The organism is Rhodococcus sp. P-2 (assembly GCF_016598535.1).
Lineage (GTDB): Bacteria > Actinomycetota > Actinomycetes > Mycobacteriales > Mycobacteriaceae > Rhodococcus_F > Rhodococcus_F baikonurensis.
This window is the reverse complement of the sequence record NZ_CP066779.1, coordinates 4,003,392-4,022,456: the sequence shown is the minus strand read 5'-3', so window position 1 is coordinate 4,022,456 and position 19,065 is coordinate 4,003,392. Positions and strand designations below refer to the sequence as shown.

18 protein-coding genes and 2 tRNA genes are annotated in these 19,065 nt (G+C 62.3%); 8 read left to right on the top strand and 12 right to left on the bottom strand.

Features of this window, described 5'->3' with window-relative positions; translation table 11 throughout:
* Positions 1-77: 77 nt before the first annotated feature.
* Positions 78-1,415, top strand: a complete 1,338-nt coding sequence (locus tag I7X09_RS19035; RefSeq protein ID WP_200313283.1) for an MFS transporter — start codon at positions 78-80, stop codon at positions 1,413-1,415.
* 87 nt (positions 1,416-1,502) lie between these two features.
* Here the strand turns inward: I7X09_RS19035 and clpX are convergent, their stop codons facing one another.
* From clpX to I7X09_RS19010, 5 genes are all read right to left on the bottom strand, one after another.
* Positions 1,503-2,783 (bottom strand): ATP-dependent Clp protease ATP-binding subunit ClpX, encoded by a 1,281-nt coding sequence (gene clpX / locus I7X09_RS19030; protein WP_003944582.1) that lies wholly within the window; start codon positions 2,781-2,783, stop codon positions 1,503-1,505.
* 359 nt (positions 2,784-3,142) lie between these two features.
* Positions 3,143-3,805, bottom strand: coding sequence for an ATP-dependent Clp protease proteolytic subunit (locus tag I7X09_RS19025; RefSeq protein WP_003944539.1), 663 nt, complete (start codon positions 3,803-3,805; stop codon positions 3,143-3,145).
* A 48-nt stretch (positions 3,806-3,853) separates the two neighbouring features.
* A complete protein-coding gene (locus tag I7X09_RS19020; RefSeq protein WP_007730960.1) occupies positions 3,854-4,441 on the bottom strand; it encodes an ATP-dependent Clp protease proteolytic subunit in 588 nt (195 codons plus the stop codon).
* A 216-nt stretch (positions 4,442-4,657) separates the two neighbouring features.
* Complete coding sequence (gene tig, locus I7X09_RS19015; protein WP_095969716.1) at positions 4,658-6,031, bottom strand: trigger factor; 1,374 nt, start codon at positions 6,029-6,031, stop codon at positions 4,658-4,660.
* A 114-nt stretch (positions 6,032-6,145) separates the two neighbouring features.
* A tRNA-Pro gene (locus I7X09_RS19010) sits at positions 6,146-6,219 on the bottom strand.
* Between the two features lie 407 nt (positions 6,220-6,626).
* On the opposite strand from I7X09_RS19010, the gene I7X09_RS19005 reads away from it, so the two are divergent.
* Both I7X09_RS19005 and I7X09_RS19000 read left to right on the top strand, forming a co-directional pair.
* Positions 6,627-6,700 (top strand) — tRNA-Gly (locus I7X09_RS19005).
* Between the two features lie 193 nt (positions 6,701-6,893).
* Entirely contained in the window at positions 6,894-7,682 is a 789-nt protein-coding gene (locus I7X09_RS19000) for a DUF1542 domain-containing protein (RefSeq protein ID WP_200317927.1), read from the top strand.
* Here I7X09_RS19000 and I7X09_RS18995 read toward each other — a convergent pair.
* Both I7X09_RS18995 and I7X09_RS18990 read right to left on the bottom strand, forming a co-directional pair.
* Complete coding sequence (locus I7X09_RS18995) at positions 7,679-8,476, bottom strand: Fpg/Nei family DNA glycosylase (protein ID WP_095969715.1); 798 nt, start codon at positions 8,474-8,476, stop codon at positions 7,679-7,681. The genes I7X09_RS19000 and I7X09_RS18995 overlap by 4 nt on opposite strands.
* Positions 8,477-8,491: 15 nt before the next feature.
* Complete coding sequence (locus I7X09_RS18990) at positions 8,492-8,965, bottom strand: ribose-5-phosphate isomerase (protein WP_003944571.1); 474 nt, start codon at positions 8,963-8,965, stop codon at positions 8,492-8,494.
* A gap of 100 nt (positions 8,966-9,065) precedes the next feature.
* Between I7X09_RS18990 and I7X09_RS18985 the strand changes: the two genes are divergently transcribed.
* Positions 9,066-9,944, top strand: a complete 879-nt coding sequence (locus I7X09_RS18985; protein WP_166811405.1) for a M48 family metallopeptidase — start codon at positions 9,066-9,068, stop codon at positions 9,942-9,944.
* Here the strand turns inward: I7X09_RS18985 and I7X09_RS18980 are convergent.
* Positions 9,932-10,555, bottom strand: a complete 624-nt coding sequence (locus I7X09_RS18980; RefSeq protein WP_200313282.1) for a DsbA family oxidoreductase — start codon at positions 10,553-10,555, stop codon at positions 9,932-9,934. The genes I7X09_RS18985 and I7X09_RS18980 overlap by 13 nt on opposite strands.
* A 166-nt stretch (positions 10,556-10,721) precedes the next feature.
* Between I7X09_RS18980 and I7X09_RS18975 the strand changes: the two genes are divergently transcribed.
* Entirely contained in the window at positions 10,722-11,957 is a 1,236-nt protein-coding gene (locus I7X09_RS18975) for an NAD(P)/FAD-dependent oxidoreductase (RefSeq protein WP_095969713.1), read from the top strand.
* A 65-nt stretch (positions 11,958-12,022) separates the two neighbouring features.
* Entirely contained in the window at positions 12,023-14,602 is a 2,580-nt protein-coding gene (gene pepN, locus I7X09_RS18970) for an aminopeptidase N (protein ID WP_200313281.1), read from the top strand.
* A gap of 71 nt (positions 14,603-14,673) precedes the next feature.
* Here the strand turns inward: pepN and I7X09_RS18965 are convergent, their stop codons facing one another.
* The 3 genes from I7X09_RS18965 to I7X09_RS18955 all read right to left on the bottom strand — a co-directional run bounded on the left by I7X09_RS18965 (position 14,674) and on the right by I7X09_RS18955 (position 16,248).
* Positions 14,674-15,153, bottom strand: a complete 480-nt coding sequence (locus I7X09_RS18965; protein ID WP_095969711.1) for a DUF5130 domain-containing protein — start codon at positions 15,151-15,153, stop codon at positions 14,674-14,676.
* Positions 15,140-15,403: an aa3-type cytochrome oxidase subunit CtaJ gene (ctaJ, locus tag I7X09_RS18960; RefSeq protein WP_007730943.1), complete on the bottom strand. Its 264-nt coding sequence runs from the start codon at positions 15,401-15,403 to the stop codon at positions 15,140-15,142. Before ctaJ ends, I7X09_RS18965 begins: the two co-directional genes overlap by 14 nt.
* A 146-nt stretch (positions 15,404-15,549) precedes the next feature.
* Complete coding sequence (locus I7X09_RS18955) at positions 15,550-16,248, bottom strand: HNH endonuclease (protein ID WP_172436519.1); 699 nt, start codon at positions 16,246-16,248, stop codon at positions 15,550-15,552.
* 182 nt (positions 16,249-16,430) lie between these two features.
* Between I7X09_RS18955 and I7X09_RS18950 the strand changes: the two genes are divergently transcribed.
* Entirely contained in the window at positions 16,431-16,838 is a 408-nt protein-coding gene (locus tag I7X09_RS18950; RefSeq protein ID WP_003944464.1) for a globin, read from the top strand.
* A 4-nt stretch (positions 16,839-16,842) separates the two neighbouring features.
* Here I7X09_RS18950 and I7X09_RS18945 read toward each other — a convergent pair whose 3' ends face one another.
* Positions 16,843-17,334 carry a cupin domain-containing protein gene (locus I7X09_RS18945; protein ID WP_166811399.1) on the bottom strand — a complete coding sequence of 164 codons (492 nt, stop codon included), beginning with the start codon at positions 17,332-17,334 and terminating at the stop codon, positions 16,843-16,845.
* Positions 17,335-17,440: 106 nt separating this feature from the next.
* Between I7X09_RS18945 and I7X09_RS18940 the strand changes: the two genes are divergently transcribed.
* Positions 17,441-19,039: a glycoside hydrolase family 13 protein gene (locus tag I7X09_RS18940; protein ID WP_200313280.1), complete on the top strand. Its 1,599-nt coding sequence runs from the start codon at positions 17,441-17,443 to the stop codon at positions 19,037-19,039.
* Positions 19,040-19,065 lie beyond the last annotated feature (26 nt).

The window sequence follows — 19,065 nt, the reverse complement described above, 5'->3', positions numbered from 1 at the left end:
TTCTCGATACGAACATCATCGACAAACATAATCGGCGGATGTAGAGCCTCCACGACGCTTCCACCCAGGAGTTGAGCATGTCAGCTAGCACGGTTACACCATCCGGGCCCGAGGCACGGTCCTTGGCCAGGCCGGATACGACCAAGGTCAAGCGCGCCGCAACATCGTCGTTTCTCGGCAGCATGCTCGAGTACTACGACTTCTACATCTACGCCTCCGCCGCTGCGCTCATCTTCCCCACCGTGTTCTTCCCGGACAGCGGACATGCGGCACTGCTTTCGCTGGCCACCTTCGGTGTCGCGTACGTCGCGCGGCCCCTCGGCGCTGTAGTCCTCGGCCATTTCGGTGACCGCGTCGGCCGCAAGAAGATCATGCTGCTCACCCTCATCATGATGGGCGCGGCAACGTTCCTCATCGGATGTATTCCCAGCGCCGATTCGATCGGAGTTCTTGCACCGATACTTCTCGTCCTGATGAGAATCGCCCAGGGCATCTCCGCCGCTGGTGAACAGAGCGGTGCCAGCTCACTGACACTCGAACATGCTCCCGAAGGTCGACGCGCATTCTTCTGCAGTTGGACCCTCAACGGCACCCAGGCCGGCTTCATCCTCGCCAGCCTCGTCTTCCTGCCCATCGCCGCACTCCCTGACGACATCCTCTACACGTGGGGCTGGCGAATCCCGTTCTGGGGCAGCCTGATCGTTCTCGTGGCGGCATACATCATGCGTCTCAAGCTCGAAGAGCCCGAAGAGTTCACCGAGCAGCAGGAGTCGAAGGCCGTCGCCAAATTGCCTGTCGCCGATCTTCTTCGCACCCACAGCGCAAATCTGATTCGCGTGATCTGCTGCGCCTTCATCGCCGTCGTCTCCACTATCTTCTCCGTCTTCGGACTCGCCTTCGCCACCACCGAGGAAGTGGGGATTCCGAAGTCGACCATGCTCTGGGTGGCCATCGCAGCCAACGCCGTGGCCTTGCTCAGTCAGCCCGCCTGGGCGATGCTCTCCGACCGGATCGGTCGCAGGCCGCTGTTCATCGGTGGCGCCCTCGGTAGTGCGGTGTTCATCTACGTGTACTTCGGCGCAATCGCCAGCGGCAACGTTCCCCTGATCTTTCTTGCCGCAATCGGATTGATGTCCGTCTTCTACGCTGCACCGAACGCCATCTGGCCGTCGTTCTACTCCGAGATGTTCAACACCAAGGTCCGCTACTCCGGCATCGCGATCGGCACCCAGGTCGGCTTCGCCCTCGCAGGCTTTGCGCCCGCCATCGGCAACGCCCTCATGGGCGGCGACAAGACACACTGGATGCCCGTTGCCATTCTGACGTCGGTGGCCTGCGTCATCTGCGCGATCTCGGCGTTCACCGCCAAGGAGACGTTCCGCACTCCCCTCAAGGAACTCGGCAACCCGATCTAGTCGAACACCCCACAGACGCCCTGTACGAACGACTGTGGCCCGACATCTCTCGCGAGAGATGCCGGGCCACAGTCGTTTTGAAGTTTTCTACGCCGTCTTGTCGCGGCGCTCGCCACGTTCCGGCTTACGCGGAACGATGGTCGGAAGTACGTTGTCGTTGACGGTCTCCGCGGTGACGACCACCTTTTCGACGTCGTCACGGCTGGGGATGTCGTACATCACGGGAAGAAGAACCTCTTCCATGATGGCGCGCAGGCCACGAGCACCGGTTCCACGCAAGATCGCCTGATCGGCGATCGCATCCAGAGCCTCTTCGGTGAACTCGAGTTCGACGCCGTCCATGTCGAAGAGACGACGGTACTGCTTGACGAGAGCGTTCTTGGGCTCCGACAAGATCTGAACCAGCGATTCCTTGTCGAGGTTGGTCACCGACGCGATCATCGGCAGTCGGCCGATGAACTCCGGAATCAGACCGAACTTGATCAAATCCTCCGGCATGACCTCGGCGAAACGATCGACCGTATCCAGTTCGGCCTTCGACCGAACCTCGGCACCGAATCCGATACCGCGCTTGCCGACACGATCGGAGACGATCCGCTCGAGACCTGCGAACGCGCCCGCAACGATGAACAGCACGTTCGTCGTGTCGATCTGAATGAATTCCTGGTGCGGATGCTTACGACCGCCCTGCGGCGGGACGCTCGCCTGCGTACCTTCGAGGATCTTCAGCAACGCCTGCTGAACACCTTCGCCGGACACGTCACGCGTGATCGACGGGTTCTCGCTCTTACGCGCGATCTTGTCGACCTCGTCGATGTAGATGATTCCGGTCTCGGCGCGCTTGACGTCGTAGTCGGCAGCCTGAATCAGCTTGAGCAGAATGTTCTCCACGTCCTCGCCGACATAACCGGCCTCGGTCAACGCCGTCGCATCGGCGATGGCGAACGGGACGTTGAGCATCTTCGCGAGAGTCTGAGCGAGGTACGTCTTGCCACAGCCGGTGGGGCCGAGCATCAAGATGTTGGATTTTGCGAGCTCAACCGTCTCACCCCGCGCATCACGGCCCTTGTCTCCGGCCTGAATGCGCTTGTAGTGGTTGTAGACGGCGACGGCCAGCGTCCGCTTGGCGGAGTCCTGACCGATGACGTAGTTCTCGAGGAATTCTCGGATCTCCGCAGGCTTGGGAAGCTCGTCGAGTTTTACCTCGCTCGACTCGGCCAATTCCTCTTCGATGATCTCGTTGCAGAGGTCGATGCACTCGTCGCAGATGTACACCCCGGGTCCTGCAATGAGCTTTTTGACCTGCTTCTGACTCTTACCGCAGAAAGAGCACTTGAGCAGATCCCCGCCGTCGCCGATGCGTGCCATCTCGTGAGGTCCCTACTTTCCATCATGTACGTGCACTCGCCGCCACTCGATCGGCCGAGACGCTCCGCAGTACGTCGGTAGTTGTCAGATCGGTAGTTGTCAGATCAGACAAACTGATCAACAAACTGATCGAACAAATCTGGTCGAACAATCGCAGAACGCCGGTCGAGAACCAGCCCGTGAAGTGACGGTACCCGCAGATCCCGAACGGGGTCGACCTGTTCTCGGCGTTTCGCCTGCGGATAAAAAAGAAAAGAGTCGAGATTTCAGCCTGGCGAGCGCTCCACCAGGCACTTCTCGACGTGTCCGCCTCGTGTCGGGAATCGCGATACAGATCCTCGACACGAGGCGGAAATCGACTACTTCTGTGCGCTGAGCTTCCGGTAAGCCAGCACGTCGTCGATGATGCCGTACTCCTTGGCCTGCTCGGCCGTGAGGATCTTGTCGCGATCGGTGTCGACGCGGATGGTCTCCGGATCCTTACCCGTGTGCAGCGACAGCGTGCTCTCCATGAGCCGACGCATACGCTCGATCTCCGCAGCCTGGATCTCCAGATCGGAAACCTGACCCTGGATGCCACCCGTGGCCGGCTGGTGAATCAGAATGCGCGAGTTGGGAAGCGCGAAGCGCTTGCCCGGCGTACCACCGGCGAGAAGCACAGCAGCTGCCGAAGCAGCCTGACCGAGGCAGACAGTGGAGATGTCGGCACGGACGTACTGCATCGTGTCGTAGATCGCCATCAGCGCGGTGAACGAACCACCGGGCGAGTTGATGTACATGGTGATGTCGCGGTCCGGATCCTGCGATTCGAGAACCAGCAACTGGGCCATGAGGTCGTTGGCGGAGACGTCGTCGACCTGCGAGCCGAGGAAGATGATGCGCTCCTCGAACAGCTTGTTGTACGGGTCGGACGTCTTGACGCCATAGCTGGTCTGCTCCGTGAACTGGGGCAGGATGTAACGCGATTGGGGGCCCGACGGCGCCTGGCCGCCCAGCGAGTTAGCTCCGAAAAGATTGGTCATCAGTTCTCCAAAGTATGAATTGGGCAGCGAAAGGATGGACGAACCGGCTCAGTTGCCGGTGCCGCCGGCCTGATTCGCACGGGAGACGACGTGGTCGACGAAGCCGTACTCGAGAGCTTCCTTCGCCGTGAACCAACGGTCACGGTCGGAGTCCGCGGTGATCTGCTCGACCGTCTGGCCGGTGTGCTGAGCGATCAGCTCGGCCATCTCGCGCTTGGTGTGCTTGAACTGCTCGGCCATGATCGCGATGTCACTGGCGGAACCACCGATACCGGCGGACGGCTGGTGCATCATGATGCGAGCGTGCGGCAGTGCGTAACGCTTGCCCTTGGTGCCTGCCGAGAGCAGGAACTGACCCATCGACGCCGCAAGGCCCATGCCGAAGGTGGCGATGTCGCACTCGGCGAACTGCATCGTGTCGAAGATCGCCATACCTGCGGTCACGGATCCACCGGGCGAGTTGATGTAGAGCGAGATGTCTCGCGTCGGGTCCTCGGCCGAGAGCAGCAGGATCTGTGCGCACAGCTTGTTGGCGATGTCGTCGTCGACCTGGGTACCGAGGAAAATGATGCGCTCTCGCAGCAAGCGCTCGTACACCGAGTCGCTGAGGTTCAACCCAGCGGTCGCTGAAGTCATGGCGGGACTCTGCAAAGTCTCCAGGTGATTGGAAGTCACGGTACCTGCCTTCTATGTGGATCTACTTGTGCGGTGGATCGTCTATGCGAAACACTTCTACTGACACAGACAGTAACGAAGTAGGGCGGCACCGGAGTCCCGGTGCCGCCCTACTTCGCTCAAAGCGGAAAACTCAGTGCAGTCGATCGTGGTGAAAACACCCGTCCGCCTGCGTTTTTACTTGTCTTCGCTCTCGGCGGAATCAGACGCATCCGCTTCGGTTTCGTCCTCGCTGCTGCCGAACAGTTCAGCGGTGTCGACGACTGCGCCGGAGGTGTCCTTGACACCGGCCGACTCGACGACCGACGCGAGAGCCTTGCCACGACGAACGTCTGCGAAGACGGCGCCGAGCTGGTTTGCCTGCTGGATCTGCTGGATGAACTGCTCGGGAGCCATGCCGTAACGCTGCGCCTGGAACAGGATGCGCTCGGTGAGCTCGTCCTGACCGACGGTGACGTTGCCCGCATCGGCGATCGAGTCGAGCAAGAGCTGCGTCTTGACGGAGCGCTCAGCGGCTTCCTGTGCATCCTTGTCGAACTCTTCGCGGCTGCTGCCCTGCTCTTCGAGGAGCTTGTTCAGTGCCTCTTCGTCGTGATCGAGACCGTGAACGGCGTCGTGCAGTGCAGCGTCGACCTCAGCCTTGACAACGGCCTCCGGCAACGGAACCTCGACGGTCTCGAGCAGCTGCTCGAGAACCTTGTCGCGGATCTGACCGGCCTGCTCGACCTTGCGGACGCGTGCGACGCGCTCACGGAGGTCAGCCTTCAGTTCTTCCAGGGTGTCGAACTCGCTGGCGAGCTGAGCGAACTCGTCGTCCTCAGCCGGAAGCTCGCGCTCCTTGACCGTCTGCACGGTCACGGTGACAACAGCTTCCTTGCCCGCGTACTCGCCGGCGACCAGCGTCGACGTGAAGTCCTTGGACTCCCCCGCCTTGAGGCCGACGATGGCTTCGTCGAGGCCCTCGATGAGCTGGCCCGATCCGACCTCGTGCGACAGTCCGCTCGCGGTTGCCTCGGCAACGTTCTCGCCGTCGACGGTGGCCGACAGGTCGATCGAGACGAAGTCGCCGTCCTCGACTGCGCGGTCGACGCCGGTGAGGGTGCCGAAACGCTGACGCAGCGAAAGCAGCTGCTCTTCGATGGCTTCGTCGGTGATCTCGATCGGATCGACCTCGACGTTGATGGAGCTGAAGTCGGGAAGCTCGATCTCGGGGCGCACGTCGACCTCGGCGGTGAACTCGAGGAGCTCGCCGTCTTCGATCTTGGTGACCTCGATCTCGGGCTGGCCGATGGCCTTCACGCCGGCGCTGGTGACAGCCTCGGAGTAACGCGACGGCAGAGCGTCGTTGACAACCTGCTCGAGCACTGCGCCGCGACCGACACGTGCTTCGAGGAGTCGGGCCGGAGCCTTACCGGGGCGGAAGCCGGGGAGACGAATCTGCTGCGCGAGGGCCTTGTAGGCCTTGTCGAAATCAGACTTGAGTTCCGCGAAGGGCACCTCAACGTTGATACGGACTCGCGTCGGGCTGAGCTGCTCGACGGTGCTCTTCACGAAACTTCGCTCCTTCGTCTGGTCTTGCTCACAACTTGTGTTGAATCGGTACTGCTGTCTGGCGCGGCACTCCACTCCCGTAGTTGCTGGAGGTGAGTGCCATGTACGTACTTGTCGGGATGACAGGATTTGAACCTGCGACCCTCCGCTCCCAAAGCGGATGCGCTACCAAGCTGCGCTACATCCCGTTTCCGATCACATGAAACACACGATACGGCCATCCGAGGCCACAAAGACAGCGGGCCACAAAGGCAGCCACCATCGGTGACCGCGCACAACCCTATCGCGCTCACTACTCTCTCACGAACCCGACCGCCGTTTGTACACGGCCCGGCTGTCCGCCCCCGCAAGTATGTCATCCAACTATGTCATCCACCGCCGCCACATACAGCTTTGCCTGAACCGTGATGCGAGCCGGAATCAGAGGCCGGGCCGGAAGGAAAAGACACCCCGACTCGCCGGGCAAATCGAAATTACCCAGGTGAACGACGGTCTCGAACTTCTCCGACCCCCCGATTATGAAATCCGGTGGGGCATTGGGTACAGTTTCGTATCGCAGACGACGAACACGGCGATCCCGAGTTGTCGTATGCACGGGGATGTAGCTCAATGGTAGAGCCTCAGTCTTCCAAACTGATCACGCGGGTTCGATTCCCGTCATCCCCTCCATCAGGAGGGAAACTCCACAAAATCCGCACCGGCCCAGCCGGTGCGGATTTTTTTGTGTTCAGACTTTGCCCGCTCAGACCACTCCCCTGCAGTCCGTATCCTGGAGTTGTCCGGATCGATTCTGCTCGGGAGGCCACTCGTGACCACGATTCTTCTCATACTCGTCGTTCTGGCCGTAGTCGTATTTCTGGTCATGAAAAGCCAGCAACGCGGTTCCGGCCACAGCGCAACGCAACTCGACGACGCGAAAGCCGATGCCCGGCAGGCGATCGAACGCCTCGGCGGTCAGGTCTACAACCTGACCGGCAGTGACGACGCGTCGCGCCAAGCCCTCGCCGACGCGGCCGAACGATACAACGCCGCAGGCTCGCAGATCGATCAGGCCGCAACGCCGGTGCAGGCACGTCTCGCGAAACAGACTGCACTGGAAGGGCTTTACTACATCCGCGCGGCACGGGTGGCGATGGGCACGGATCCGGGACCGGACGTTCCTTCCATCGACGGACAGAAGGCCGCGGGTTCGGTCACCGAAGATCGCGAGGTGGAATTCGAGGGCCGCAAGGTCGCCGCATCACCCAATCCGTCGTCGCACACACCCAACTACTACCCCGGCGGCCGAGTCGCAGGACGCCCGGTCCCGGCCGGCTGGTACTCCGAGCCGTGGTGGAAGCCTGCCCTCGTCGCCGGGGCGTGGGGTCTGGGTTCGATGATGCTGTTCTCGACCATGTTCTCCGGAATGGCCGGGGTTCCTTACAGCGCAGAAGCTTTCGCGCAGGGTGGCGATACGGGAGCCGGCGGTGACTCCGGAGACCAGGGTGACTCCGGCGACTCGGGAGATCAGGGTATGGACGCCGGTGACTCCGGCGCGGACCAAGGAAGTATCGACAACACCGATTTCACCGCAGACGGCGGAGGCGGCGACTACGGGGACTTCGGAGGCGGCGATTTCGGCGGTGGGGACTTCGGCGGCTTCGACTTCTAAGCCGACTGACACACCGGGCACCAGAACAGGTTTCGCGCCTCCATGACGGAATGCAGGATCGGCGTGCCGCACACGCGGCACGGCGATCCTGCTCTTCTGTAGACGTAGGTCCGCGGACGATCCTTCGCGTACGCCGGATCTCCGTTGTCGTGCTCGGCGCGAACGACGTGCATCTTCCCGCGCCTGACACCGACTTTCATCAACTCGACAAGATCTGCCCACATGGCAGTCCATTCGTCGTGAGAGAGAAGATTCCCCGGTCGTTCAGGGTTGATTCCGTGACGAAAGAGAAGTTCGGCGCGGTAGACGTTACCGACACCCGCCAGGACCGCCTGGTCCATGAGCAGCGCGCCGATCGCCTTCTTGGACTTGGAGATTCGCAACCAGGCTTTCTCCGGATCCGCGTCGCGGCGCAATGGGTCCGGCCCGAGTCTCGCCTCGATCGCGGCGACCTGAGGGGGCAGCAGGACTTCGCAGGCAGTGGGACCACGAAGGTCGGTGCCGAAATCGGCACCGACCATTCGCATCCGGACCTGGCCTACCGGTTCTTCCATCGGCAGGGCGGAGTCGGTGAACTTTCCGTACAGCCCGAGGTGTACGTGAACTGTCAATCCGTTGTCATAGGTGTGCCAGAGGTGCTTTCCCCAGGCATCCGAGGACGTGAGTACGTGTCCGTCCACCAACCGCGCGTCCTCGGCGAATCTGCCTTGCGGACTGAGGACGCGGACCGGTGAACCGACGAACTTGCGGGCATGCAACCGTGCCAGCCGATGCAGGGTATGACCTTCAGGCACGGAACAACTTTCGAATCAGGCTTGCGGCAGAGCCGGTGCGACGCCGGTCTTCTCGTACTCGGACAGGATGTCGATACGACGCTGGTGGCGCTCTTCACCCGACCATGCGGTGGCGAGGAAAGCGTCGACGATGGCAAGCGACTCCTCGAGGGAATGCATACGTCCGCCGATGCCGATCAGCTGAGCGTTGTTGTGCTCGCGGGCCAGCTTCGCCGTTTCGACGCTCCAGGCGAGGGCGCACCGTGCGCCGGGGACCTTGTTCGCTGCGATCTGCTCGCCGTTGCCACTGCCGCCCAGGACGATTCCCAGGCTGCCTTCGTCCGCAACGACGCGCTTTGCGGCTTCGATGCAGAATGCCGGGTAGTCGTCCACGGCGTCGTACTCGTGAGCACCACAGTCGATGGCCTCGTGGCCGTTCGCTTTCAGGTGTTCGATGATCTCGTTCTTACGTTCGAATCCGGCATGGTCGGCACCCAGGTATACGCGCATGGCGACAATTCTCTCAGGCCCGACCAGCCGGGCGCACCCGGGTCGACGTCACACTTTCAGGAACACGCATCACCGCGCGAGCGCACCTATCGTGGTGCCCATGTACCCCGTCAACGGCCAGGCCGCTGCACCCGCCGTTCGTGTGTCACCGGGCAGTGACGCCGTTCGCCACCCGTGGGAAATTCCGCTACTCGTGCTCGCCGTTCTGACGACGGTCGTCACTTATGTGGTGGCGATCGTCCTGATCGCTGCGGGTGATCTGTCGACATGGATCCTCGTGGTGCTCGCGGCTCCGATCCTGCTGTTCCTCGCGCGAGGACAGCTGTACGGATCGCAACAGGTCAACGGAATCAAGATGACGCCTTCACAATTTCCGGAGGGGTATCAGCTGGTTGCCGAGGCTGCGGCACGGTTCGGCATGCAAACTCCGCCGGATGCCTACGTCGTGCTGGGGAACGGACGGATCAACGCGTTTGCGTCGGGGCACGGATTTCGCCGTTTCGTCGTCGTCTACAGCGACCTGTTCGAAGTCGGTGGGCAGGCTCGCGAGCCCGATGCGCTCGCATTCATCATCGGCCACGAGGTCGGCCACATCGCTGCTGGGCATGCGTCGTACTGGCGTCAGTGGGGACAGTTCGCGTCGAACTACATTCCGGTGATCGGGTCTTCGCTGTCGCGTTCCATGGAGTACACGGCAGACAACTTCGGTTTCCACATGCGCCCGCAGGGCGCACCGGGCGCCATGGGTGTCCTCGGCGCCGGAAAGTATCTCGTGGGTCTGGTCGGGTTCGACGAACTCGCCGATCGCGCGACACTCGAATCCGGTTTCTTCCCGTGGTTCGTCAACATCTTGTCGTCGCATCCGGTGCTGACCTGGCGTGCGGCCGCGCTTCGCAACCGCACGCACTCAGGGCATCTGTTCTTCCGGCCCGGTCAGCTCTACCGAAATCCGGCGCTCACTGCCGCTCAGTCGAACTGAGGATCCTCGTTGCGGGTCCGCTTGAGCTCGAAGAAGTGGGGGTAACCGGCCAGCGCGACAGCGCCGTCCCACACCTTGCCTGCATCCTCGCCGCGCGGGATGCGTGACAGCACGGGACCGAAGAACGCCACGCCGTTGACATGGATCGTCGGGGTTCCGACGTCGGGTCCGACGGCGTCCATACCCTTGTGGTGGCTCTCACGCAGTGCCTTGTCGTACTTGTCGGTGTCGGCAGCCTCGGCCAATTCAGGGGGCAGGCCCACCTCGGCGAGGGACGACTTGATGACGTCGGCGAAATCTTTGTTTCCCTCGTTGTGAATCTTCGTACCCATGGCCGTGTACAGCGGCAGCAGGATCTCGTCACCCTTCAACTGCGCTGCAGCGATAGCGACGCGGACCGGGCCCCAGGCCTTGGTCATCATCTCGCGGTACTCGTCGGGAAGGTCGCGGCCCTCGTTGAGAACCGCAAGGCTCATCACGTGGAACTTGGCCTCGATGTCGCGTACCTGCTGGGCTTCGAGAATCCAGCGCGAGGTGATCCAGCACCACGGGCAGAGCGGGTCGAACCAGAAGTCAGCAGTGTCCGTGGTCTTGCTCGAGGTTGCGCTCACGAAGAAACTCCCTATCAGTTCATGTCGGTCAGGTCATATCAGTTCGGGGACATACTCCCGTTCTGCCAACAATCATGAACCCGCAATCCTTCCCGCGCTTTCCCCCGAACTACCTTCCGATCGCAGTAGTGTCGAAAAGAAACGAGTACGAAGGAGTGGTTCAGTAATGAGCACCAACCGGAGATTCGTGATCGTCGGCGGCGGGCTCGCGGGCGCAAAGATCGCAGAAGCCCTGCGTGACAGAGATTTCGACGGTGAGATCACCGTTTTGAGTGAAGAAGACCACCTCCCGTACGAGCGGCCGCCACTGTCGAAGGAGTTCTTCGCGGGCAAGAAGACACTCCCCGAATTCACCGTCCACGACGGCGAGTGGTTCCGCGACCATCACATCGATCTTCGTCCGGGAACGACGGCAACGGCCATCGACCCCGCTGCGCACACCGTGTCACTTCCGGACGGTTCCACGATCAGCTACGACAAGCTCGCCTTGGCCACCGGTTCACGTTCGCGGCGCCTCGACATCCCGGGGTCCGACGCCGAAGGCGTTCACTACGTACGAACAGTCGATCAGGCCGCTGCGCTGCTGCGCACCCTGGCCGCCGACAAGAAGCTCGTCGTGATCGGTGCCGGCTGGATCGGTCTCGAAATTGCCGCGTCGGCCCGCGGTTTCGACGTCGACGTCACCGTGCTCGAACATGCCGGCCTTCCGCTCGAATCGACCCTCGGCCCGGAAATGGGTGAGGTCTTCGCCGCTCTGCACCGCCAGAACGGCGTCGACTTGCGCACCGGCACGGACGTCAGCGCAATCTCTGTCGACGGCGATCACGCCTCGGGCGTCACTTTGAGCGACGGCACCGTGATTCCGGCCGACGCCGTGTTGATCGCTGTCGGCGCGTTGCCGAACACCGAGTTGGCGTCGGAGGCGGGTATCGACGTCGACAACGGCGTTCTCGTCGATGCCGGTCTGCAGAGTAGCGACCCGGACATCGTCGCAGTGGGCGACATCGCGGCCGCACAGCATCCGATTCTGAATTCACGAATTCGGGTGGAGCACTGGGCAAACGCGCTCAACCAGCCTGAGACGGCCGCAGACACCATGTTGGGGCGGCCTGCCGAGTACGTGCGCATGCCGTATTTCTTCACCGACCAGTACGACCTCGGGATGGAATACGTGGGTCACGCACCGCACGGCGGCTACTCCCGTGTGGTCACTCGCGGCGACGTCGACAAGCGCGAGTTCCTGGCATTCTGGCTCGATTCCGCGAACAAGGTGCTCGCCGGCATGAACGTGAACATTTGGGACGCCGGTGACGCCATCAAGGAATTGGTCGCGTCTTCGGGTCCCGTCGATCCGGAGCGTTTGGCCGATCCGGAGATTCCGCTGGCAGAAGTGTCCGCTTGAGTGCAGTCGTTCTCTTCGTGATGGGATGGACGTAATAGATCCGCACCATCTACGAGGAGATCTTTGTGGTCGCACCTAACCTGACACGCGAAACCGCAGCGCAACGGTCGGCAATCCTGACCGTCCAGAACTACCTGATCGAACTCGATCTCACCGACGGCAACGACGCACCCGGCGAGGAGACGTTCTCCTCGAAGACCACCGTCACGTTCACGGCGACGGCAGGCGCAAGCAGCTTCATCGACATCGTCGCGGCCCGAGTCCATTCCGCGGTCCTCAACGGCACCGCGCTCGACGTCTCCGACTACGACGAGTCGACGGGTATCAGCCTGCCCGACCTCGCTGCCGACAACGAACTGGTCATCGAGGCCGATTGCATCTACTCCCACACCGGCGAGGGGCTGCACCGATTCGTCGACCCGACCGATGACGCCGTCTATCTCTATTCACAGTTCGAGACGGCCGACGCCAAGCGCATGTTCGCGTGCTTCGATCAGCCCGATCTGAAGGCCACGTTCGATGTCCGCGTCACCGCTCCCACGTCGTGGAAGGTCATCTCAAACTCCGCTGTCGTCGAGACCCTCGCCGCCGATCCCGGCCAGCACGTCTTCCGGACCACCCCGAAGATGAGCACGTACCTGGTGGCGCTCATCGCCGGTCCCTACGCGCAGTGGACCGACAACTACTCCGACGAGCACGGCGACATCCCCCTCGGAATCTTCTGCCGCTCTTCGCTGGCCGAGTTCATGGACGAGGAGCGGCTCTTCACCGAGACCAAGCAGGGATTCGACTTCTACCACCGCAACTTCGGTGTTCCCTATGCCTTCGGCAAGTACGACCAGCTCTTCGTCCCCGAATTCAATGCGGGCGCGATGGAGAATGCCGGCGCCGTGACCTTCCTGGAGGACTACGTCTTCCGCTCCAAGGTGACCCGCTACTCGTACGAGCGTCGTGCCGAGACGGTCCTGCACGAAATGGCGCACATGTGGTTCGGAGACCTCGTCACGATGGCGTGGTGGGACGACCTGTGGCTCAACGAGTCGTTCGCAACCTTCGCTTCGGTCCTGTGCCAGACGGAAGCGACCGAGTACACGAACGCGTGGACGACGTTCGCCAACGTCGAGAAGTCGTGGGCATACCGCCAGGATCAGTTGCCGTCGACGCACCCGATTGCCGCGGACATTCCGGACCTGGCCGCCGTCGAGGTCAACTTCGACGGCATCACCTACGCCAAGGGCGCCAGCGTACTCAAGCAGTTGGTCGCCTACGTCGGACTCGAGCCGTTCCTCGCCGGACTGCGTGAGTACTTCCGTGAGCACGCATTCGGAAACGCAACCTTCGACGATCTGCTGGGCTCACTCGAAAAGTCTTCGGGCCGTGACCTTTCCGACTGGGGTCGACAGTGGCTCAAGACCACCGGCCTCAACATCCTGCGACCCGACTTCGACGTCGACGCAGACGGAAAGTTCACCCGCTTCGCCGTCCTGCAGGACGGTGCCGCCCCCGGCGCCGGGGAGCGTCGAATCCACCGGATCGCCATCGGCATCTACGACGACGTCGACGGCAAGTTGGTGCGAAGCCATCGCGTCGAACTCGACCTCGATGCTGTGGAGAGCACCGATGTCCCCGAACTTGTCGGCGTCGCCCGCGGTGCACTCGTGTTGGTCAACGACGACGATCTCACCTACGGCTCCGTGCGACTCGATCCCGAATCGTTGGCGACCGCGATCGAGCGAGTCGGCGACATCACCGAGTCACTCCCCCGCACCTTGGTCTGGTCGGCGGCGTGGGAAATGACCCGTCAGGCCGAACTGAAGGCACGCGACTTCGTCGCACTGGTCGAGCGCGGCATCAGTTCGGAGACCGAAGTCGGTGTGGTGCAACGTCTCTTGCTCCAGGCCCAGACCGCCATCGGCTCCTACGCAGACCCTGCCTGGGCCGAGGCCGAAGGCGCGGCGAGCTTCGCCAATCGGTTGCTCGAACTCGCACGTGAGGCGGAGGCCGGGTCCGACCATCAGCTGGCATTCGTCAACGCACTCACCGGCGCCGCACTCTCCCCGTGGCACACCGAGGTTCTGCGCGAATTGCTCGACGCCGATCCTTCCACCGTTGGGCTCGACGGCCTGATCGTCGACACGGATCTTCGCTGGCGCATCGTCGGGGCACTCGCTGCTGCCGGTGAGATCGACGCCGAAGGAACTGCAACTCCGTTCATCGACGCCGAAGCCCAGCGTGACCCGACCGCGGCGGGCGCTCGTCAAGCCGCGGCTGCCGCGGCCGGACGTCCGCAGGCCGCTGTCAAGGAAGAGGTCTGGGCGAAGGTCGTCGGCGACGACTCGGTGCCCAACATCACCGCGCGATCCATCATCGGCGGGTTTGCTCGCGAAGGCCAGGACGAATTGCTCGAACCCTTCGTCTCCCGCTACTTCGCCGACATCGCGGCAGTGTGGGAACGACGCTCGAGCGAAGTGGCACAGACGGTTGTCATCGGGCTGTACCCGTCGTGGTCGATCTCTGCAGAATCCATCGCGACCGCAGACCGATTCCTCGAAGGCGACATCCCTCCCGCGCTGCGTCGTCTGGTCGTCGAAGGCCAGGCCGGTGTGGTTCGTTCGCTCGCCGCACGGAAGTTCGACGCGAGCTGACATGACAAAGGCCGGTGCCCGCGTCGATTCTCACGAATCGACGCGGGCACCGGCCTTTGTCCGACAAAAAGTTACGGCGCTGAGATTGCGGCTGCCATAACGCGGATTGCGCTGATCAGTCCGTCGATCAGATTGCCTTCGCTGAACGATGCGACAGCTGCGGTTGCTCCGAGCTGGGTAACGCGATCAGTGACCCGATCGGCGATTGCCCGCCCGCTGCGTACCTCGACGGTGCGCTGGTTGGGCGAGACAGCGATCAGCACGGAACGCTCGGCTTCGGGCGTGGTCGGGAACAGTGCGTCGGCACCCGCTGCCGGATCGGAACCGAGATCACCGATGTAAGCGTTGAATCGCACCTTGGTGGCGCGCGTCGCTTCGGTCATCGCGACGTCGAGCGCGACCAGATCCCTGGTCTCGAACGGAAGATCGTCGGTGAACGGCTCGCCGATGCGGTGCACACCGGAAACACGTCCGCTGGACGTGACGACGCTGCCGACCGGCAGGTCCTCGGGCGCTACTGCGAGCGCGGTCGAATGATCACCACTTGCCACTTGCGGACCCTCCGATCAGATCAGCCGAACCGGCTTCGATTGCGTGCGCACTGCCGTGATGGCCACCGCGAACGGTGACTTCGTCGACAGCACTCCACAGCACGGGAGCGTGATCCCACGACTCACCGAGATGGAACGCCGGCGGAACCGGTCCCGGCGTCTTCTTCCCGAGGAAGGACGCAGCCGCGAAGAACGCGGTGATCAAGGCCGGAATCCCAACGTATATCAGTACTACCTCGAGAATGCTCACACCAGATAACGTAGCCCAGAACGCCAGGAAGGAAAGCGTCAGGGCCACAAATTCTCGGGCAATTTCGTTTCGGTGACGACAGAACGCGGCTCAGGCTGCGCCCACGCCGACACATAGCTCAGGCGGCGCCCACGCCGACACATAGCTCAGGCGGCGCCCACGCCGAGATACGGCATCCACGCCGGATGCAATTCCTTGGTCGCCGCGAGCAGACGCCAGTGCGGGCCGGACGGCGGAACCAGTTCCGCACGGAGAGTCCATCCGAGTTCGCTGAGCATCTTGTCGGCCTTGCGGTGATTGCAGGGGGCACAGCAGGCGACGCAGTTCTCCCACGAATGCCCGCCACCTCTGCTGCGAGGAACGACGTGGTCGATGGTTTCGGCTTTGGCTCCGCAGTACGCACATCGGAAGTGGTCACGATGCATCAGTGCGGCACGAGTCATAGGGATACGGGCGCGATACGGAACGCGCACGTAGGTGCGCAATCGAATGACCGAGGGAACCTGCACCGACCAGTCCGCAGAATGGACTACCGGGCCTTGTTCGTCCTCGTGGACGGTATCGGCCTTGCCGCAGGCCATCAGTACGACCGCGCGCCGGGCAGGAAGGGCGGTCAGCGGTTCGTACGTGACGTTGAGCAGTAGCACCCGACGTTTTACCCACTCGGGCACGACGCGATCGGGAGGGAACATCTCGAGGTGAGAACGTTCTTCGGAAAAGAGTGGGTCGGCAGTGTGCGCGAACCCGTCAGGAACAACTTCCAGAACAGCCCCTAACGCGTGGTCGTTCCGCGCGCTAGTGGGCTGGAGTTGTCGGTGATTGCGTGCAGCATGTCGGTTCTTCATACGACCTCCGGGAGACTGCCCCCAAGTTGACCACGGATGATCGCGTTACGCACTCCCATTTCGAACAAAATTGCCAGGACGGCCGGTGAATTTCCGGTGAATGGGTACGCAGTCCGACCCGATACAACCGTCGTCGACCCGGAAACCGACCACTACGGCCGTCAGGCACAATGGAAGTTGCCATGAATGACGTACAGCACGACGTGCAGCAGACCTTCTACGACGCCGTCGGCGGAGCCGAGACGTTTCACAAGCTCACCGCGCGATTCTACGAAGAAGTCGCGAAGGACGAGGTTGTGCGCCCGCTCTACCCCGAGGCCGATCTCGGCCCGGCCGAGCGGCGGATGCGGATGTTCCTCGAGCAGTACTGGGGCGGGCCGCACACGTACTCGGAGGAGCGTGGACACCCGCGTCTGCGGATGCGCCACAATCCATTCGTGATCGGCCCGATCGAGCGTGATGCGTGGCTGCGGTGCATGCACGTCGCCATCGCGTCCATCGACGAGAAGACTCTGAGCCCGGTGCACCGAAAGCAGTTGATCGACTACATGGAGATGGCTGCCGCGTCCATGGTCAACTCCGCCATCTGACCGTTTACTTCGCTTTCGGCCTGAACACGCGCGCGACCCGACGAGCTGCTCGTACCCCGAACGACACCGTGGGATGCAGGGGTGAACTCAAGATTGCATGCTTGCGCACGTACTCTTCGACCTCCCACTCCGACCAGCTGCCCGCACGAAAAAGTGCGGCATCGCCGACTCCGAGGGTTCGCTTCGCGATTCCGTCGGCCTGAACGGTGACCGAACCTTCGATGATGTGCACGATTTCGTCCGCGTGGAAGTACCAGCGAAAGCGCCCCTTCGTGCAATCCCAGACGTGCGTGGTCGTGGTTCCGTCTTTACTCACCGACCACTGCGCCGAGCGCGCAACCGGTGTGCCGGAGATTATCCAGTCCCGGTTGATCGGATCCTCGTCGAGTAACACGTGATCCAAATTAACCGCTTCGATTGCCGACAAAGTCAAGGCCAAGCCCCCTTGGTTGAATTCTCGATACTTCTCCCCCGGCAGTAACACCAAAGTTGCCACATGGCATCACCGCGTCAATGCAAAGTACACCAAGGCTAGGTAAAGAGTCACGGTTTTGCCGTGTCCAAGTCGTGAGAGTGCCGGACGTTTGGCACTATGAACTGCTGTGAGCACCCCCGCGGATTCGTCCTCTGTAAGCCGGCCAGAAGCCCCGTGGTGGAACGAGGCGGTCTTCTATCAGATCTATCCGCGTTCCTTTGCCGATTCGGGCAGCGACGGTATCGGCGACCTCGGCGGAGTCGAGGAGAAACTCGGCTACCTCGAACTGCTCGGCATCGACGCGATCTGGTTGAGCCCGGTGATGAAGTCACCGATGGCAGACCACGGCTACGACGTCTCGGATCCTCGCGACATCGATCCCCTGTTCGGTGATCTGGCGACGATGGATTCGCTGATCACGTCAGCCCACGAACGCGGAATCAAGGTCACCATGGACCTGGTCCCGAACCACACGAGTGATCAGCACGAGTGGTTCAAGGCTGCCCTGGCGTCGGCGCCCGGTTCTGCGGAGCGATCCCGCTACATCTTCCGAGACGGCAAAGGTGAGAACGGCAACGAACCACCGAACAACTGGCCGAGCATCTTCGGCGGCCCGGCGTGGACCCGCGTCACCGAAGCCGACGGAACACCCGGCCAGTGGTACCTGCACATCTTCGCCAAGGAACAGCCAGACCTGAACTGGGACAACCCCGAAGTCTTCGACGACCTCGCCAAGACTCTGCGCTTCTGGCTCGAGCGCGGAATCGACGGATTTCGCATCGACGTGGCTCACGGAATGGCCAAGCCCGACGGTTTGCCGGACCACGACTGGGAGCTCAACGAGCTCATGCGCAATTCCGACGACGACCCACGGTTCAACAACCCGGCAGTTCACGAAATCCACCGCGGCATCCGCAAGGTCATGGACGAGTTCCCGGAGGCGATGACCGTCGGTGAGATCTGGGTGAAGGACAACCAGAAGTTCGGCGAATACATCCGGCCGGACGAGCTGCATCTCGGATTCAACTTCCGGCTTGCAGAAACCGAATTCTCGGCCGAGTCCGTCCGAGAGGCCGTGGAGAACTCCCTCGCGGCCGTCGCAGAGGTCGGGGGTGTGCCCACGTGGACACTGTCGAATCACGACGTCGAACGTGAAGTCACGCGCTACGGCGGGGGCGAGATCGGAACGCAACGCGCACGGGCGATGATTCTCGTCGAGTTGGCGCTGCCGGGCGCGAGCTTCATCTACAACGGCGCAGAACTCGGCCTGCCGAACGTCGAGCTTCCCGACGACGCACTACAGGACCCGGTCTGGGAACGATCCGGACATGCGGAGCGAGGACGCGACGGCTGCCGAGTGCCCCTTCCGTGGGAAGGGAGCGAACCCCCGTTCGGATTCACCACCGGTGCGAGCACCTGGTTGCCGATGCCGGCCGAGTGGTCGACGCTCACCGTGGAGGCTCAGATCGAGGACGTGGACTCGATGCTTTCGCTCTATCGCGCCGCCCTCGAACTTCGTAGCGCCAGGCCTGAGTTTTCCGGCACCGACATCGATTGGTACGGCAGTCCCCCCGGCTGCCTCGCTTTCCGTCGACGCGGTGGTCTGATCTGTGCTCTCAACACCACGGAGGTGCCGATCGCATTGCCGAGCGGGCAGCTGCTGTTGAGCAGCGCACCACTCGTCGACGGTCAGTTGCCCGTCAACGCTGCGGCGTGGCTGATCTGACCGAACACTCTCGCACGTCGTCAGGC

Coding starts and splice junctions, on each gene's coding strand:
- I7X09_RS19035 (WP_200313283.1), top strand. CDS start 78: ATGTCAGCTAGCACGGTTACACCATCCGGGCCCGAGGCACGGTCCTTG.
- clpX (WP_003944582.1), bottom strand. CDS start 2,783: ATGGCACGCATCGGCGACGGCGGGGATCTGCTCAAGTGCTCTTTCTGC.
- I7X09_RS19025 (WP_003944539.1), bottom strand. CDS start 3,805: ATGACCAATCTTTTCGGAGCTAACTCGCTGGGCGGCCAGGCGCCGTCG.
- I7X09_RS19020 (WP_007730960.1), bottom strand. CDS start 4,441: ATGACTTCAGCGACCGCTGGGTTGAACCTCAGCGACTCGGTGTACGAG.
- I7X09_RS19000 (WP_200317927.1), top strand. CDS start 6,894: ATGAAAAGCCAGCAACGCGGTTCCGGCCACAGCGCAACGCAACTCGAC.
- I7X09_RS18990 (WP_003944571.1), bottom strand. CDS start 8,965: ATGCGCGTATACCTGGGTGCCGACCATGCCGGATTCGAACGTAAGAAC.
- I7X09_RS18985 (WP_166811405.1), top strand. CDS start 9,066: ATGTACCCCGTCAACGGCCAGGCCGCTGCACCCGCCGTTCGTGTGTCA.
- I7X09_RS18975 (WP_095969713.1), top strand. CDS start 10,722: ATGAGCACCAACCGGAGATTCGTGATCGTCGGCGGCGGGCTCGCGGGC.
- I7X09_RS18955 (WP_172436519.1), bottom strand. CDS start 16,248: ATGAAGAACCGACATGCTGCACGCAATCACCGACAACTCCAGCCCACT.
- I7X09_RS18950 (WP_003944464.1), top strand. CDS start 16,431: ATGAATGACGTACAGCACGACGTGCAGCAGACCTTCTACGACGCCGTC.